Here is a 16,465-nt window from a genome sequence, read left to right on the forward strand (position 1 = left end):
CTAATATTTATAGTCACTAATGCACTCTTCCGTATCAATATCAAAGAAGCTGGCTTTTTCTAACTGAAAATGAAAGTGAATTGTCTCTCCAATAGTGAATTCTTTTGGAGAATTTACGCGAGCTACAAAAGCTTGATCTTCTACACCTGTATATAAAATAGACTCTGCTCCAAGCATCTCTACGACTTCTAGCTTTGCTGCTACTTTGGCTGTGTTTTCAAGTTGAACATCGCTATAAACAATATGCTCTGGGCGGATACCTATAATGACTTCTTTTTTATCATACTTTCGAGCTTTTAACATTTCTAACTTGCTTTGTGGAATTCTCATTTTCGTTTTTCCGACAATAAAATAGCTGTCTTCAATCATCCCTTTGAAAAAATTCATAGCAGGAGAACCAATAAAACTTCCAACAAATACGTTTTTAGGATGATGATAGATTTCTTGCGGAGTTCCTATTTGTTGAATTACTCCATCTTTCATGACAACTAAGCGAGTAGCCATTGTCATTGCTTCAACTTGGTCATGTGTAACGTAGATTGTTGTTGTTTGCAATCTTTGGTGAAGCTTAATAATTTCAGCACGCATTTGCACTCTTAGTTTTGCATCTAAATTAGAAAGCGGTTCATCCATAAGAAAAACCTTTGCGTCCCGCACAATCGCTCGTCCTAAAGCAACACGCTGACGTTGTCCACCAGAAAGCGCTTTTGGTTTTCGATTTAAATAGGTTTCTAATCCTAAAATTTTAGCAGCTTCATTTACACGTCGCTTAATTTCTTCTTTCTTTACCTTTTTCAATTTCAATCCAAAAGCCATATTATCATAGACTGTCATATGTGGATAAAGAGCATAATTTTGAAAAACCATGGCAATGTCTCTGTCTTTTGAAGCAACATCGTTCATTCGTTCTCCATTAATGTAGAAATCTCCATCTGAAATTTCCTCTAGCCCTGCAATCATTCTAAGAGTCGTTGATTTGCCGCATCCTGATGGCCCCACAAAAACAATGAACTCTTTGTCTTGAATATGAAGATTAAAGTCCTGTACGGCAATATTCTTTTTGTCATACACTTTTTGAACCTTCTCCAAATCTAAAACAGCCATATCAAATCACTACCCTTCTGAATATTCAGATATCTTTTAAAGCATTCCCACTTTTTCGTTACTTTCCTTAAAAATAGGTTCACTAACTTACTCACTATCTTAATGAAATATCGCTTAAGGAGAAATAACTGTGTAAAGTATCATAACAAAAAATATCCAAACTGTGTTATATGTTTTTTAAATTTAAGACAAAACCTCCTTAATCTCGATTTGTAAACGTTTCCATGAACCTATTATAGGAGAGGTTATGAGAAATGTAAATATTCATCATTTAAAAAAATAAAATGCTCTTTTACCTTCTACTCTCAAAAATAGGTTCAGTGAAAAAAGAGTCGCTTTGAAAAACGACTCCCTTTTTTAAATTTGATTATACGCTCTTTCCAGTATTTCCTGATAATCTTGTGCCGTTATTTTTCGAACATTGCTACTTGTTGAACCGTTCTGTACAGCGAGTTCGACAAGGTGAGCAAAATCTTTTTCTTGTACATAGGGTAAATCTTTTAACTTCGGAATACCTAGCTTTCTTGTGAAATTTTCAATTCCCTCTATCAACTTTTCGACTGCTACTTCATCCTTATCATTATCTTCAGCAAAAAGCATATAGCGCGCAATCTCAGCATGCATTTTTTTATTTTCTTCAGCGTTAAATTTTAAGACGTACGGAAGAAAAACCGCATTTGCTACTCCATGCGGGGTGTCATAAAGTCCACCAAGTGCTTCAGCCAAGCAATGCACAGCTCCTACATCAGAAGAACCAAAACAAAGACCCGCAAGTAAACTACCTTCTAACATGTGAAAACGAGCTTCTTTATTTCTTCCCTCTTCATATACAAGCGGCAAGGAAGAAACAATTTTTTTCATTGCACTCGCCCCTAACGCTTGTGAAATAGGATTTGTTTTTTTACACGTGTATCCTTCAATCGCATGAACAAGAGCATCAACTCCTGTTGCAGCAGTTACTGAAGAAGGAACCGTAAACGTTAATTCTGGGTCAAGAACAGCTAAAACAGGACGCAGAACTTCATGTTTTAACGTTATTTTACGATGTGTTGTTGCTTCTGTAATAACAGACGATCGTGTTACTTCTGATCCTGTTCCGGCTGTTGTTGGAACGCAAATAAGCGGCGCTACATTTTTGTAATTTCGCTTTCCATCAGCATAATCTGTTGGCGTTCCCCCATTTTGTCCGCACAATGCAATGGCTTTTGCCGTATCCATTGCACTTCCTCCTCCAATAGCGATAACGGCATCAGCTGTGAAATCTTGAAATTGCCTCGCTCCTTCTACGCAATGAGCAAAACGAGGGTTTTGGGCGACAGAATCAAAGATTGAAACACGATAGCCATAAGCTTCTAAATCGTGTTGAATCGGCGTAACAAGTCCTGCTTGAATAACTCCAGGATCGCTTACAAGCAAAATTGAAGAACCAATCTCTATAGATTCTAACAACTGTGGTAGTTTTCGTGAAATTCCATTCCCCATTTCAATTCGCGTCGAACAAAAATAGCTATATGATTTCATTTATATTCCTCCTGTTATGTAAACAAAGTGTTTTCTTTTTATTTCTACTGTTCTACTCTTTTCCCTTTTAACGCACATTTTAACAATCGAAAAAAATAAAATTAAAAACCATGTAGAACATCTTAAACATGCCCTTTTAAGAGAATTTATTGAAAATTGATTGTTGACAAAAAATAATTCGTCCTTTATAGTGATTATTAATTCGAAAGACCTAACAAACACAACTACATGTATAAACGCAATGAATGGGAGTAGTAAAAGTTTTTTCGTAGATTCAGAGAGCTGCGGGTTGGTGCAACGCAGTCTATAAACACTTTGAACTCGCCCAGGAGCAGCAAGATGGAACGGAGTGGAAGTTCCCTATATTTTGACGAATAACCTACGTTATAAGGTATACGAGCAGGATTCGAAAAGAATCAACAAGAGTGGTACCGCGGTTTGCCTAAGAAGCTTATCGTCTCTTTTTTCATTCAAAATGAGAAAAGAGACGATAAGCTTTTTTGTTTTTTAAAACGTTATCCGGCCGGAATAAAACATTGAGATATTAGAAAGCTTGATTATGGAAAAGTGGAGGTAAGTGTTATGAGAGACAACCAGAATTTACAGCGCACAATGACTTCTCGTCATATTATGATGATGGCATTAGGAGGAGCTATCGGGGCTGGTTTATTTAAAGGAAGCAGTTCAGCCATTGATATGGCAGGCCCATCTGTTGTTATTGCATATCTTATTGGAGGCATTATTTTATTATTTATTATGCAAGGTCTCGCTGAAATGGCGGTTCAAAACAATAAAGCAAGAACATTTCGCGATCTTGTTCAGTCTCATTTAGGCAAATATCCTGCTTATTTCTTAGACTGGATTTATTGGAAGATGTGGGTGCTAAACATTGCAGCTGAAGCTGTAGTTTCCGCAATATTCTTACAATATTGGTTTCCGCAGTATCCAATTTGGTTTTTAACATTACTTGTTTCTGTCCTAGTCACTGTTGTAAATCTACTTTCTGTAAAAGTTTTTGCCGAAACAGAGTATTGGTTGGCTTTGGTTAAAATTAGCGTTATTATCTTGTTTATCTTAGCAGGTGTATTGCTTTTATTCGTATCATTTGGCAGTCATGAAGCAGTTGGATTTTCAAACTTAACAAAGCATGATGGATTTTTTCCAAATGGTTCTGTTGGTTTAATTACAGCAATGCTTGTTGTTATTTATTCTTACGGAGGAACAGAGATTATCGGCGTTACTTTAGCAGAAACTAAAAATCCTGAGAAAGTTGTTCCAAAAGCGGTTCGCAGTACGTTAACACGTATTATTGCCTTTTACATTTTTCCATTTTTTATTATCGTTAGCTTGATTCCTTGGAATGAAGTAAATGGCGTTCAAGAAAGTCCGTTTGTAATGGTATTTAAAATGATTGGAATTCCTGGTGCAGATCATATTATGAATGCGGTCATTTTACTTGCTATTATTTCCTCTATGAATTCAGGGTTATACGGTTCATCTCGCGTTCTATATACACAAGCTGTTGATGGTCGCCTTCCAAAAGTATTTGCTAAACTATCAAAAAGAAAAGTTCCTGTTTATGCAATTTTAACATGTACCTCTTCTTTATATGTAGGAGTGATCATTTCCCTTGTTGCAGGAAGTAAAACGTTTGATTACTTAATGGGCTCTTTAGGATATACTGTTCTATTTATTTGGTTAATCATTGGTCTTGCTCATGTGAAGTCACGTAAGAATTCGTTTGAAGTTAGCTCTTATCATGTGAAATGGTTTCCTTACACAACTTGGTTTGCGATTATTGCTTTGCTTTTAATCTTAGTTGGCGTTATTTTTACAACTTCTTTTATTATTACAAGTATCACCCTTGCTATCTATCTTTTGATTACTTTAACGTATTTTTTCAAACGACATCAAATTCAGTAAGGTATTGGAAAAGGTTTGTTTCATATAACTATTGATTAAGTAGACCGTTCTTTATAACTAGCAAAAAAGCATGGACATAAACACCATGCTTTTTTGCTAGTTTTTTAACCATTGATAGACATCTATTCCATAGAAAAGTAAAAGCCCGCTTCCTATCCCCCACACGGTGATGCTTATGACTTGCCACAGAACTATATTTTCTTTTCTCGCACTTGCTGCCACAGATACTAGTGCACTAATATGATTAGCTCCAACAATTGGGCCTAACAGCGCTAGACCAGGTACGCCATACTTATCAAAGTAATGTCTTGCTTTTGCAAACCGTCTGTTTATAGAAGGATAACGGTCATGGTGGTTTAACTTATCCTTGATCAGAGTAACAAACAAGACAACAAGTAACACAGAAATAATATTTCCTCCTATACCTAAAAATGCGGTTAAAACAAATGGTAACTCCAATAAAATACCTAAAGGAACTGCTACATGAGCTTCAAGAAATGGAATAAATCCAATCACAAAAACCATCACAAAACGATACATTAACTGCATTTCTTTAATTCTATACAAAATTTCTTCAACCAATCGATCTCCTCCGTCCTACCTTTTCAATAGGTAAATCTTACAGTTTTCAGTATAAAAGGTGACGTGGGGAGAGGTTCAAGCCATTTTCAACAAAAAAAGAAGTTCATTTTTTGAACTTCTTTTTCTTGCTAAAAACTTAATCGCCCGATTTTATTACATTCTTGGGCAAACCATAGCGCCCCATCAGACCCTAGGATAATACCATGTGGTTCAGCACTTTTTGTTGGAAGTTGATATTCTTTAAACTCCCCTTCTGTTGTAATGCGCCCGATTTGGTCTCTTCCCCACTCCGTAAACCATAGCGCATCATCAGGGCCCGTTGCAATGCCATGTGGACGAGCATGTGATGTAGGAATTTTATATTCTGAAATTTCTCCATCAAGGGTGATGCGTCCAATTTGATTCGCATTGATTTCAACAAACCATAGGGCATCATCAGGGCCTCCTGTTATACCAACAGGACCGGCATTCTCTGTTGGCAAATTAAATAGGGTTATATTTCCTGCTACCGTAATTCTTCCAATCTGGTTACTCTGATTTAACGTAAACCACAGTGCCCCATCAGCACCATATACAATATACGATGGAAAAGCAGCCCCAGCAGGTAAGCTGTATTCAGTAATCTCTCCTGACGAGGCAATTTTCCCAATCCGGTTCCCTTTTGTTTCTGTAAACCATACATCACCGTCAGGTCCTTTTGTAATGCCAAATGGAGCTGAGTCTTCGTGTGGAAGAGGATATTCCTTTATCTCTCCTTCAGATGTTAAGCGCCCAATTTTATTTCCCTTATTTTCTGTAAACCATAGTTCATCATTATATGAGGACGTAATAAGCAATACACCTGCATCAGCAGTCGGAACTTTTGTATACGTAAGTTGTCCATCTAGCGTAATCCGTCCAATGCTGTTTGCTTTATGCTGTGTAAACCACAACTCTCCATCCGTCCCTGCCGTAATTCCATAAGGACTTGAGTTTTCGAGTGAAAGGTTATACTCTTTATATCTCATCTTCATAAGGAACCCTCCTTTTTATGTATAGCTTCTTACATGCTTCTTCATAAAAGGAAAGAATTCCTGTACAAAACAGTGCTTCACACAAGTTTTTTCTTTTCAAACCGCTCTAGTGAAAATAGCGAAAGATCTTGTTCAGTCTCTCCTTTTGTTACAAGCTCGCTTAGCGCTTTCCCAATGGCACTGCTAAATTTAAATCCGTGTCCAGAAAATCCAGCAGCAATCGCAACATTTGGATAGTTCGGATGAGAGTCTACAATAAAATCTTCATCAGGGGTCATCGTATACATGCACGTTTTGCCATACTTTAAGCTCGGTTCCTGCACAATAAACTGTTTTAAAAAGCTTGTTAAATCTTGTTCATCTTCCTTATAGGTAGAAAATTCTTTTAACGGATTATTAGGGTCTACAGGATGTCCTGTATCATGACGGCCTACTTTTAACCCCGCCCTGTTAATGCTCGGAAAACCGTAATACATGCCTTCTTCCGTCTCAAAACCAAAGGCTGGGAACTCTCTTTCGTTATATATTTCCTCATCACTATTAAACCAAGCGAATGTTTTGCGAATCGGCTGTAGCGGTAAATCTAAATGAAGCATAGAAAGCAGCTCATTTGAATAAGCTCCCCCTGAAACAATAAGAGATTTCGAAGTAAACGTTTCATTATCTGTTTCTACTGTCACCCGTTCCTCACTTACTATAAGATTTATCACTTTGCGATATGGCAAAAGAGTCGCTCCTTCCTCCTCTGCAAGCTTACGATATGCTTCAATACATCTCTCACTATGAAGAACACCTGACGTTGGCTCAAAGCACCCTGTTAAATGTTCATCAATTGAAATGCCTTTCCACTTTTCATTCACTTCTTTAGCTGTCATAACGGTTAGTGGTAAATCGTAGGTTTTGGCACTTGAGATGACGTTTTGGACAAATGTCGAATCTTTCGGACCAAGGGTTAAAACACCTGTTTTCGTAAATAAAGTTTGTCCCCATTCTTTTTCAAGTTCAGCCCACAGCTTTTTAGACTGTAATAACAGGGGTACATATTTTTCTCCTTCACCATATGCATAGCGGATAATCCTCGTTTCTCCGTGATGACTTCCCTCTGTGTGTGGAGGATCGAATGCATCAAGCAATAATGTGTTTTTTCCGCTTTTTGCTAAGTAATAGCCAGCTGCCATCCCCATGGATCCAGCTCCAATAATAATGATGTCATAATGCATAGTGATGTCCCCTTCTCTTTTATCGGTTTTTAGTTGATTATAAGATGTATGTATAGAATATTCTCTCTATTATAACAAAAAAGTAGAAGAACTAAATATTCTTCTACTTTCTTGCTATATTAAAGCTCTAAAATCCTTTTTGTTAACTCTTTAAATTTCTGGTCAAGTTCCTCATATTCTTTATGTCCTGGGGCTATAAAACTAAGTTTCCCTAATACTTCTTGCCTTTCCGTTTCAAGTTTTAACTTCAATTCTTCTCTATTGTCTCTTTTTTCGGGTATTTTATTGAATTGTTTTTGAATAGTTCCATTTGTTAATAAGAGCTTCGTCTCTGTTGTTTTCTCAAGAAAATAGCGATCGTGAGAAACAATAAGAAGCGTACCGTTGTAATGAGAAAGCGTCTCTTCAAGCTGTTCACGTGATGGTAAATCAAGATGGTTTGTGGGCTCATCGAGAATAAGCACGTCTTTTTCTTCTAATATATACATCATTAACTTACATTTTACCCGCTCACCCATGCTCATCTTTTCGATTGGCTCTTTCCACTGTGAAGACATAAAACCTAAGTGTTTCATTAAGTTTTGAACTTCACCTCTTTCGGCAAACGTTTCCCGGTAAAAAAGTTGCTCTGGTGTTTGCGCAAACGGCAGGTCAAATACTTCTTGTGTTAAATAGCCGATATGAGCAGATGGCGATATCCATACGTCTCCTTCTGCTGTTTCTTCTCCCATTATAATCTTCAACAAGGTTGTTTTCCCGCTTCCATTTTCCCCTGTGATTGCTACTTTTTCTCCGTGCTGAATCGTAAAATTCGCATTTTGGAACAGTATCTTTTCGTTAAATGCCTTTGTTAACTTTTTAACTTCTAAAAAGCGTTTTCCAACTTTATGATGAGAAGAAATAGAAAACTGTACCGTATATTCATCTTCGACACGCTCCACTTTCTTTTTATCTAACTCTTTTTCAAGCCGTTTTCTTTTAGACTTTATTTGAGAATCCGTTCTTTTCGCTTTCACACGATGATATTCTTTAAAGCCTTCTTTTTTAGTGGACTCAGCATGTGCTTTCTTTGACCATGAAGAAAGTTCATCCATTTGAGATTCAATCCGTTCAATCATTTTTTGCTGTTTTTCATATTCACGCTGCTCAGCGCGTCTTCTTTCTTTTCGCATTTTCATATAGCTGGAGTAATTTCCATGATGCTCAATAAGCTGTTTGTTTTCAATAGCCCATATTTTAGTTACCACATCATCTAAAAAAGCACGATCATGGGAAACAAGAAGAATTGTCCCTTTATAAGCAGTAATTTTACTCTGTAAAATATTTAAACTTTCTTCATCAAGATGGTTTGTGGGCTCATCGAGCAATAAAAGATCACTCTCTTCTGCAAATCCATGTGCAAGGCGCGCTTTTAACTTTTCTCCACCGCTTAATTTTGAGAAATCATGGAGCGGCACTCTCCATTCGTTTAAAAGTTTTCGTTGTAATGGGAGTTCATAGGTCGAAGTGTACGCTTCCTTTTCCTGTTCAACAAACACAACATTTATATTTTTTTCGAGCCACTGAATACGCCCCTTTGTTGGCTGTATCTGCTGATGAATTAGGTTTAGTAACGTAGACTTTCCCGATCCATTTTTACCAATAATCCCGATTACTTCTCCTTTATGAACCGTTCCATTGATTTTGTCAAACAGCTTATTTTCCGTCACTTCATAGCTTACATTCTGCAATTTCAACATTTCTTTCATAAAATCCGTCCCTTTCTATAATGGGAGGACAAAAAAATCCTCCCAAATTAATTGGAAGGATTAGCCGTACCGATACATAGACAAATAAGCTACTGTAAAATAGCTAAAGAGTTATAAAAGTGGGCAGACTAATCCTATTTTGTGTCATTTGAAATATCCGATTTCAAACTAAAAAAATAAGATTAGTTAATCATCGTCCACCCATCACTCCTTGTCATAATATTACTGTTAAGTATAGCATACATTTATGAGAGATAAAACCGTGTATTTACTTTTGAGTCATTAGCCGTTTTTATAAGGAACGTAGTTACGCAAATATTGCCTATTATTCAGAAGTATGAATTCTAAAACATTTAGCCATCCCTATGCTTTACGTTTGAAAAAAAGACCATCTGGACGGTATAATTATCAAAGAATAAAAAAGACCGTCCGGACGGTTTTATAGAGGTGATTTTATGACTACAAAATCTGAAGAAAAACGAGCGCTTATTTTAAAAGCAGCTACAGAGTGGATTGTTGAACATGATTTTCACAATTTAACACTTGAAGCAGTTGCTAAAAAAGCAGGCATTAGTAAAGGTGGGCTTCTTTATCATTTTCCAAGTAAAGAAGATTTATTAGTTGGCTTAACACAATCTATTTTTGAGGAATTTACCCTGTTACTGGATGAAAAAGCAGAGAATGATCCCATTGAAAAAGGAAGATGGTCTAGAGCCTACATTGAGCTTTCAAGATGGGATCTTGAAAATAACTCAAAGCTTAATGTAGCAGTGATGGCTCAATCACTTTTAAATCCAGAAGCTTCTAAAACAATGGTTAAAAGCTATGAATATACTCAAGATCGGCTGTTAAACGATGGACTAGACCCCGTTATAGGAGCTATTATTCGCCTAACAATAGACGGTCTTTATTATTCACAGCTGCTCGATATTGCACCAATTGAAAAAGAGTTAAAAAAGGAAACGTTTGAAAAATTATATGAAATGACAAAGTAAGGAGGATTGGAATGAACGCTATCATTCTTTTAGCTTTTGCGATTATATGTGAAGTTTTTGGCAGTACAATGCTCAAAAAATCAGAAGGATTTAAGAAGTTTTTGCCTTCGATAGGAGTTGTAATAGGAATGGGACTCGCCTTTTATTTTCTATCTTTAGCCATTCGCACTCTTCCTATAGGAACGGTTTATGCGATATGGGCTGGCGCTGGTACTGCTTTAACTACGCTTGTCGGCGTAGTTGTTTTTAAAGATCATTTTAATCTAAAAAAAGGAATCGGATTAGCTTTTATTATCTGTGGTGTTATCGCCTTAAAAATCTCTACAGGTCAAGCTCATTGATTCATAGCAGAGGAGGAATTGAAATGAAGGGATATATTTTGCTCGCTCTCTCCATTATATGTGAGGTTTTTGGAACAAGCATGCTAAAGTTATCTAACGGGTTTACTGTTCTACTTCCTTCTTTTGGGGTTGTCTTAGGATTTGTGCTTGCTTTTTATTTTTTAGCCCTTTCTCTCAAGTACATTTCCCTAAGCCATGGATATGGCATCTGGGCTGGTGCTGGTACTGGATTAACTACACTTGTTGGCATCGTCTTTTTCAAAGAAGCATTTAACGTTATTACATTTATAAGTTTGGCCGTGATCATTCTAGGAGTATTTTTGTTAAACTCTTCTAGCTCTGATAAGGAAGAAGAAAAGCCATCATCAGCTTAAGATGATGGCTTTTCTAATAATATATCAACTTTCTTCCCTTCTCTCCTGTTGATAAACAAAAGGTGTTATCTTCATCACTTTTTTAAACTGATCAATAAAATAACTCGTACTATTAAAACCTACTGCATACGCTACATTCGTCACGCTCGCTTCTTCCTCTAACAATAGGAGCAGGCTCTTTTGAATCCGATATTCCGTTATATAGCTGACTGGAGTTGTGTGTAAAATTCGTTTGAAATATCGACAGCACTCAGAGCGGCTGAGTTGCCCTGATCTGGCAATATCATTTAATGTAATTTTCTCTTTGTAGTGCTCATGAATCCAGTTCAGCATCTTTTTCATACGCTCATTTTTCAGCGTATTTGTCTTAGGGTAATTTTGTTGAAAAGCATGAGAAACTAATTTTTTCCATATCATTGTTAATTGAGTCACAATATCGATTTCAAAGAAAGGAGCTTTTTCCTTTAAGAGCTCTTTCACTTTTAAAATCGATTCTATTATACTTTTCCCCCATCGCTCTGTTCCATCTATAAAAATATACGACAAATGAGGAGCTTTGACATATGGATAACCATATGTTGTATAAAGCTCTTGAGATAAAAATAAATGCGGAAGTACATTTAAACAAATATAAACACAGTTTGACCCTTTCTTTTCTTCTGCCATGTGCAAACAGCCACTGTTTATAAAAAGTGCATCTCCCTCTTTAACAGCCCTTTGGTTTTCATTAATTTGAAAAACGGCTTCTCCCTTTAGGACAATAATAAGCTGAATTTCTTCATGCCAATGAAGCGGAATATAGCCGTTTATATTTTCGCTAATGGTTGTTTCGTAGCATGCAATAGGCAATGTCTCTGTACGGTGTTTTGTGATTTCCTTTAAGTTTACATCAATCTGAAAACTTCTCTCTTTCAATAAGGTCACCTCAATATTGTTATATTTTTTAATCCTATATCGGTATTCTTAACCTTTTTGTTCTTTTATTATAACAATATCGTAGTATAAAGACAGGAGAGATATAATGAATGAACAAAATCGCAAAATAGGGTTATTTTTAGTCATAACAGGAGCTATTTTTTGGGGAATTGGCGGAACGGTCTCTAAGAAACTTTTTCAAGAATATAGCATCGATGTAAATTGGCTTGTAGTCATTCGCTTACTTATCGCAGGACTTCTACTTTTAAGTCTTAAATGTGTGACGAAAAATCGGGGCGAAGTTTTTAAGGTGTGGAAAGATAAAAAAGTAGCCCTTCACCTTATTATTTTTGGAATCTTTGGGATGCTTGGTGTTCAATATACGTATATGGTAGCCATTGATTATGGAAATGCGGCTACCGCAACGCTGCTTCAATATTTATCACCTGTGATGATTATCGTATATCTTCTTTTACGAAAGCGTATTGTTTTCACCCTGAGTGACATGATAACCGTTTTGCTCGCTCTTTTAGGGTCTTTTCTTTTATTAACAAACGGGTCGCTTTCTCAAATGTATGTCCCTATTCCAGCTATCGTATGGGGTGTGTTATCTGGAGTTGCCGCTGCTTTTTATACTTTATATGCAGCGCCGCTTTTGAAGAAGTATGACTCTCTTGTTGTTGTAGGATGGGCAATGGTTATAGGTGGAGTTGCTTTAAACTTTATTCATCCTTTATGGGCAGCAGCGTGGACATCCTTCACATTAAAAACTTATTTATACCTAGCATTTGTTATTGTGTTCGGAACAATGATCGCTTTTTGGTTTTATATTAAAAGCTTACAATCTCTCTCCCCAAAAGAAACGAGTCTTTTAGGAAGCTTAGAGCCTTTAGCAGCTGTTATCACAACTGTCTTTTGGTTAAAAGCACCTTTTGGAACGTTTCAATGGCTTGGTGCATGTTGCATCATAGGAGTTGTGTTTATTTTAGCTTTTTGGAGCAAGAAGCCTGCTAAATTAAAGAAAGGACAAAAAAATGTTAGCTCAAAAATTAGCTAACATAATGCTTTATCACACGAAATCTCCTATTATTAGGAGCTTTCGTGTGAATCAATTACTAAATAATAATGACATTCTTCTTTACTTTCATTAATAAACCGGTGCTTTATATCCCCCTCAAAATAAAAAGAATCTCCTTCTTTTAACTCTTCTAAGAACACGCTGTTCCCTAACTCAATCCTTAATGTTCCTTTAGCTACAAATATATATTCTTTTACCCCTTTTTTGTGTGAGGGAAAAGTGCCTGATTCTTTGAACGGAGGGACAACATTTAAAATAAATTCCACTCCTTTTGAAGGAAGTGAAGGCGATAATAAATGTCGCTCAAATCCTGACCGTTCATCACGGTAAATAAGACGTTCCTTTTTCCTTATTGTGATCGTTTCCTTTTGCTGTTGCTCTTCAATAAGGAACGATAATGTTGTATGTAATGACTCTGCAATTTGGCAAGCTACTTGAAGCGTGGGGTTTTTTTCCTCACGCTCAATTTGTGAAAGCATCGAGACGCTCACATTACTTTGCGAAGAAAGCTCTTGAAGAGTCATCTTTTGTTTTTTTCTCATATTTTTTATATTTGATCCAAAACCCATTTTCATCACACCTTCTACACATTTTCTCAAAAACAAGGGTGGAAATTAATTATACTATAGTGTAAAATTTTATTCTATAGTATAAATACAGATAGGAAGTGTTGTTATTCTCGAGATTATTTTATCTTTTCTTCCTCTTTTCAGTATCTTGTCACTTCTGTTCTTTTTCAAAAAGTCTTCTATTTTCACAGGAATATTCACTCTTATTCTAACAGCTCTGCTTGCTCATTCTCCATTCTTTCATAAGAGTCCAACAGCGTTGCTATATCCTATGGTTAAAACTTCTTTAACAACCTTTATGATTTTCTACATTTTATTCTTCGGTATTTTACTTTTTCATCTCATGGAGAAAGCAGAAGCTATTAAAAAAATTGCATCCTTTATCTCTTTATCAACAAACGACCGAATTTACCAAGTATTAATGTTATCACTAGGACTATCTCCTCTAATAGAGTCTGTTAGCGGGTTTGGTCTAGCTATTATTGTGATCGCTCCTATTCTTATTGCTTTAGGTTTTAATGGTATTCAAGCTTCTCTTCTCTCTTTAATTAGCTTATGCGCAATACCTTGGGGAACACTAGCTTTAGGAACAATTATCGGTGCTGAATTAAGCAATGTAAATTTAGATATGCTTGGTATAGGAAGTGCCTTAATGTCTTTTCCTCTTTATATCTATTTTGCTATTTTAGTATGTACGATTGCTGCGGGAAAAAGGAAAGTTCTAAAAAGATTACCCGAAATTATTTTTGTAAGCTTAGTTCTCAGCAGTAGTATTTTATTATGCAATAGGTATATAAGTGTTGAACTTGCAGGCTTATTTGGGTCACTTATTACAATAATTGTTGTATTTACACTCATTAAAATACAAAATAAAACACCTAATATTTCTTGCCTAGAAAAGTTAACATTCATTAAAAATATAAGCCCTTATCTTTTTTTATCGTTTATTCTTCTTACTTCTAGAATGATTCCTAGTTTTAAAGTAAATTTAAATAATACCTTTAATATAAAAATGGAAAACTATGATTTCGAACTTCCATTGTTATATTCTCCAGGTTTCTTTCTCGTTTTGAGTTGTATTTTCACGACCATTCTTTTTAAACTCTCGATACCAAACATCTTAGAAAGTTTAAATTTAAGTGTTAGGAAATGTTTTCCGGTTATTCTTACAACATTTCTATTTATCTTCATTTCAGAAATTATGGCAGCATCCGGAATGATTCATGTTCTATCAAACTTTGCCGCTTATTCCTTTGGAGCATATTTCATTTACCTTTCTCCTTTTATTGGATCTGTTGGCGGATTTCTCACAGGAAGTAATACAGCTTCAAATACAATGTTTATTAAGCTTCAAACCCAAACAGCTGCTGAAATTAGCTCCAAGCCTCTTTTAGCAGCCTGTACTCAAAATGTAAGTTCTTCAATGGTTACTATGATTAACCCATCTAGAGTTACGTTAAGCACTTCTGTATGTAAAGTTGGAAAATACGAGAGTAGCATTCAAAGGAAAATGACTTTTATCGTAGCAGGAACGCTAAGTTTTTTAGCTTTTGAAATTCTTCTTTTGTCACTATGCATTTGAAAAAACATAATCAGCTACAAACACTATAGGTTAAAAGATAAGCGAAAAAACCTGCTTGTGAGCAAAATTGCAGGTTTTTTGAAAGTTACTTTATTTTGAACCTCATAGAAATCCATTTTTTTTAATGCTCAAGCAATAGGCGTGCCGTTTTTTACAAACTGATCTGGCTTCAATAAAACCACATCACCTTCCTCAGGTACGCCGCCTATAACAAGTACCTCCGATTTAAAACCTGCAATGCGCATAGGAGGAAAATTGACAACAGCAATTACTTGTTGATTTATTAGCGTTTCTGGTTTGTATCTTTTTGTAATTTGAGCTGAAGAGCGTTTAATTCCTATTTCACCAAAATCAATTTCTAATTTAATTGCTGGCTTTCGAGCTTCTAGAAATGGTTCTGCTTTAATAATCGTACCAACGCGAATATCTAAGTTTAAAAAATCTTCGATTGTTGCCATTGCTATTCCTCCAAGACTTAGTTTGTTTTTGTTGATTTAACAGAGTATTTCGGATATTTATGAGGTAATAAAGTGAAAGACTACACTTTCACTAGCTTTCTTTATTTATGGATAATTTCTAATATTTTATATTTGTTATCAACAGGAGATCGTTCTGTTTCATTGTTTTAATAACAATTCGATCTGTTGTTCCATAACGTATCCCAATATGTACTGCTTGTTTTTCTTTTCCAACATATGTCTCATCTTCCGCGACTTCAATAACGTCTTCTAGTGAACTATGAATTGTCGCTAATCTCCATTGAATAATTAATTCTTTCTTTCTCTCTCTTTTCGACATTCATGTCTATTGTAATTAATAGCCCCACTTCCTTATAATTACATTTTAACATATAAAGGAAAAATAAAAAAAGGCTGACTAAAAGGTAATTGTTTTAAGACCTTCTTTCTCTCATAAACCTAATGAACAATGAAAAAAGATGAACATCAAACTTTGCTTTAATATAAAAAAAGACGTTCAAGATAATGTTGAACGTCTTTTTATTTAATACGCAGCTTCTACTCTACTTGGTTCTTGTAAGCAATCTGAAAGAAGACGATAAGCAACCGTGGTTTTCTTATATTGCTTAAAAACGTCCACATGATCGTTATAGCGATAAACTAGAAATGTAATATCTTTGCTTCCTTTTTTCGTCTCAATCACAAGAGGCGTACCATCTGTTTTAGGAAAGAGATCGTAGCGGTTTAAAAAAACGGCTTCGTTAAACGAGCGAAGAACCTCGTTTTTGTCTTGCCCTTCTATTTGATTTTCTCCTACACGAATTGTCACATCTTTTTCTTCAAGCTTTGGATGAAGCTCGAACTTTCCTACAAGCCGTTCTGCCAGAAAGTTTGGCGGACAGGCAATTATTATTTTAACTAAACTAATTACAACTAATGAAATTATAAAAAACCAAGTCACACTAATCATCTCCATTATAATTCAATTACCTATGATATTTACATTCTTTATCTTACCATACGAGCATCCCTTTATCTTTGT

General features: G+C 35.7%; 17 protein-coding genes and 1 other annotated feature. Of the genes, 6 read left to right on the top strand and 11 right to left on the bottom strand.

Features of this window, described 5'->3' with window-relative positions:
• Together B9N79_RS12225 and B9N79_RS12230 are read right to left on the bottom strand one after the other, a co-directional pair.
• On the bottom strand, positions 1-1,104 hold the full coding sequence (locus tag B9N79_RS12225) for an ABC transporter ATP-binding protein (protein ID WP_040061339.1): 1,104 nt from the start codon (positions 1,102-1,104) through the stop codon (positions 1-3).
• 357 nt (positions 1,105-1,461) lie between these two features.
• Positions 1,462-2,625: an iron-containing alcohol dehydrogenase gene (locus tag B9N79_RS12230; RefSeq protein WP_040061338.1), complete on the bottom strand. Its 1,164-nt coding sequence runs from the start codon at positions 2,623-2,625 to the stop codon at positions 1,462-1,464.
• Between the two features lie 232 nt (positions 2,626-2,857).
• Positions 2,858-3,090, top strand: a binding site (T-box leader).
• 117 nt (positions 3,091-3,207) lie between these two features.
• Between B9N79_RS12230 and B9N79_RS12235 the strand changes: the two genes are divergently transcribed.
• The gene (locus B9N79_RS12235; RefSeq protein WP_040061336.1) at positions 3,208-4,548 is read left to right on the top strand and encodes an amino acid permease; all 1,341 of its coding nucleotides are present in this window, start codon (positions 3,208-3,210) and stop codon (positions 4,546-4,548) included.
• Between the two features lie 96 nt (positions 4,549-4,644).
• On the opposite strand, the gene B9N79_RS12240 is transcribed toward B9N79_RS12235, so the two are convergent.
• The 4 genes from B9N79_RS12240 to abc-f form a co-directional block, all read right to left on the bottom strand.
• Positions 4,645-5,130: a small multi-drug export protein gene (locus tag B9N79_RS12240; RefSeq protein ID WP_019393671.1), complete on the bottom strand. Its 486-nt coding sequence runs from the start codon at positions 5,128-5,130 to the stop codon at positions 4,645-4,647.
• Between the two features lie 128 nt (positions 5,131-5,258).
• Positions 5,259-6,143 carry a Vgb family protein gene (locus B9N79_RS12245; RefSeq protein ID WP_046217567.1) on the bottom strand — a complete coding sequence of 295 codons (885 nt, stop codon included), beginning with the start codon at positions 6,141-6,143 and terminating at the stop codon, positions 5,259-5,261.
• 77 nt (positions 6,144-6,220) lie between these two features.
• Complete coding sequence (solA, locus tag B9N79_RS12250; protein WP_040061332.1) at positions 6,221-7,363, bottom strand: N-methyl-L-tryptophan oxidase; 1,143 nt, start codon at positions 7,361-7,363, stop codon at positions 6,221-6,223.
• Positions 7,364-7,482: 119 nt separating this feature from the next.
• The gene (gene abc-f / locus B9N79_RS12255; protein WP_040061330.1) at positions 7,483-9,111 is read right to left on the bottom strand and encodes a ribosomal protection-like ABC-F family protein; all 1,629 of its coding nucleotides are present in this window, start codon (positions 9,109-9,111) and stop codon (positions 7,483-7,485) included.
• Positions 9,112-9,566: 455 nt separating this feature from the next.
• Here abc-f and B9N79_RS12260 point away from each other — a divergent pair, with 455 nt between their 5' ends.
• The 3 genes from B9N79_RS12260 to B9N79_RS12270 are packed head-to-tail and all read left to right on the top strand — an operon-like array spanning position 9,567 to position 10,821.
• Positions 9,567-10,106 (top strand): TetR/AcrR family transcriptional regulator, encoded by a 540-nt coding sequence (locus B9N79_RS12260; protein ID WP_040061328.1) that lies wholly within the window; start codon positions 9,567-9,569, stop codon positions 10,104-10,106.
• 11 nt (positions 10,107-10,117) lie between these two features.
• Positions 10,118-10,447, top strand: coding sequence for a DMT family transporter (locus B9N79_RS12265; protein WP_019393666.1), 330 nt, complete (start codon positions 10,118-10,120; stop codon positions 10,445-10,447).
• 23 nt (positions 10,448-10,470) lie between these two features.
• Positions 10,471-10,821, top strand: coding sequence for a DMT family transporter (locus B9N79_RS12270; RefSeq protein ID WP_040061326.1), 351 nt, complete (start codon positions 10,471-10,473; stop codon positions 10,819-10,821).
• Positions 10,822-10,845: 24 nt separating this feature from the next.
• Here B9N79_RS12270 and B9N79_RS12275 read toward each other — a convergent pair whose 3' ends face one another.
• Positions 10,846-11,736 (bottom strand): AraC family transcriptional regulator, encoded by an 891-nt coding sequence (locus tag B9N79_RS12275; protein ID WP_040061324.1) that lies wholly within the window; start codon positions 11,734-11,736, stop codon positions 10,846-10,848.
• A gap of 106 nt (positions 11,737-11,842) precedes the next feature.
• Between B9N79_RS12275 and B9N79_RS12280 the strand changes: the two genes are divergently transcribed.
• Entirely contained in the window at positions 11,843-12,793 is a 951-nt protein-coding gene (locus B9N79_RS12280; protein ID WP_040061322.1) for a DMT family transporter, read from the top strand.
• A 32-nt stretch (positions 12,794-12,825) separates the two neighbouring features.
• Here B9N79_RS12280 and B9N79_RS12285 read toward each other — a convergent pair whose 3' ends face one another.
• Positions 12,826-13,383, bottom strand: coding sequence for a helix-turn-helix domain-containing protein (locus B9N79_RS12285; RefSeq protein WP_085118427.1), 558 nt, complete (start codon positions 13,381-13,383; stop codon positions 12,826-12,828).
• A 118-nt stretch (positions 13,384-13,501) separates the two neighbouring features.
• Between B9N79_RS12285 and B9N79_RS12290 the strand changes: the two genes are divergently transcribed.
• Positions 13,502-14,965: an L-lactate permease gene (locus tag B9N79_RS12290; protein WP_275080543.1), complete on the top strand. Its 1,464-nt coding sequence runs from the start codon at positions 13,502-13,504 to the stop codon at positions 14,963-14,965.
• A 128-nt stretch (positions 14,966-15,093) separates the two neighbouring features.
• On the opposite strand, the gene csaA is transcribed toward B9N79_RS12290, so the two are convergent.
• The 3 genes from csaA to B9N79_RS12305 all read right to left on the bottom strand — a co-directional run bounded on the left by csaA (position 15,094) and on the right by B9N79_RS12305 (position 16,384).
• A complete protein-coding gene (gene csaA, locus B9N79_RS12295; protein ID WP_040061316.1) occupies positions 15,094-15,423 on the bottom strand; it encodes a chaperone CsaA in 330 nt (109 codons plus the stop codon).
• Between the two features lie 118 nt (positions 15,424-15,541).
• Entirely contained in the window at positions 15,542-15,763 is a 222-nt protein-coding gene (locus B9N79_RS12300; protein ID WP_040061314.1) for a SunI/YnzG family protein, read from the bottom strand.
• A gap of 204 nt (positions 15,764-15,967) precedes the next feature.
• Positions 15,968-16,384: a YfmQ family protein gene (locus tag B9N79_RS12305; protein WP_040061312.1), complete on the bottom strand. Its 417-nt coding sequence runs from the start codon at positions 16,382-16,384 to the stop codon at positions 15,968-15,970.
• Positions 16,385-16,465 lie beyond the last annotated feature (81 nt).

Source organism: Priestia filamentosa, from assembly GCF_900177535.1.
GTDB classification, from domain to species: Bacteria; Bacillota; Bacilli; order Bacillales; family Bacillaceae_H; genus Bacillus_I; species Bacillus_I filamentosa.

Coding starts and splice junctions, on each gene's coding strand:
- B9N79_RS12225 (WP_040061339.1), bottom strand. CDS start 1,104: ATGGCTGTTTTAGATTTGGAGAAGGTTCAAAAAGTGTATGACAAAAAG.
- B9N79_RS12230 (WP_040061338.1), bottom strand. CDS start 2,625: ATGAAATCATATAGCTATTTTTGTTCGACGCGAATTGAAATGGGGAAT.
- B9N79_RS12235 (WP_040061336.1), top strand. CDS start 3,208: ATGAGAGACAACCAGAATTTACAGCGCACAATGACTTCTCGTCATATT.
- B9N79_RS12245 (WP_046217567.1), bottom strand. CDS start 6,143: ATGAAGATGAGATATAAAGAGTATAACCTTTCACTCGAAAACTCAAGT.
- solA (WP_040061332.1), bottom strand. CDS start 7,363: ATGCATTATGACATCATTATTATTGGAGCTGGATCCATGGGGATGGCA.
- abc-f (WP_040061330.1), bottom strand. CDS start 9,111: ATGAAAGAAATGTTGAAATTGCAGAATGTAAGCTATGAAGTGACGGAA.
- B9N79_RS12260 (WP_040061328.1), top strand. CDS start 9,567: ATGACTACAAAATCTGAAGAAAAACGAGCGCTTATTTTAAAAGCAGCT.
- B9N79_RS12265 (WP_019393666.1), top strand. CDS start 10,118: ATGAACGCTATCATTCTTTTAGCTTTTGCGATTATATGTGAAGTTTTT.
- B9N79_RS12270 (WP_040061326.1), top strand. CDS start 10,471: ATGAAGGGATATATTTTGCTCGCTCTCTCCATTATATGTGAGGTTTTT.
- B9N79_RS12280 (WP_040061322.1), top strand. CDS start 11,843: ATGAATGAACAAAATCGCAAAATAGGGTTATTTTTAGTCATAACAGGA.
- B9N79_RS12285 (WP_085118427.1), bottom strand. CDS start 13,383: ATGGGTTTTGGATCAAATATAAAAAATATGAGAAAAAAACAAAAGATG.
- csaA (WP_040061316.1), bottom strand. CDS start 15,423: ATGGCAACAATCGAAGATTTTTTAAACTTAGATATTCGCGTTGGTACG.
- B9N79_RS12300 (WP_040061314.1), bottom strand. CDS start 15,763: ATGTCGAAAAGAGAGAGAAAGAAAGAATTAATTATTCAATGGAGATTA.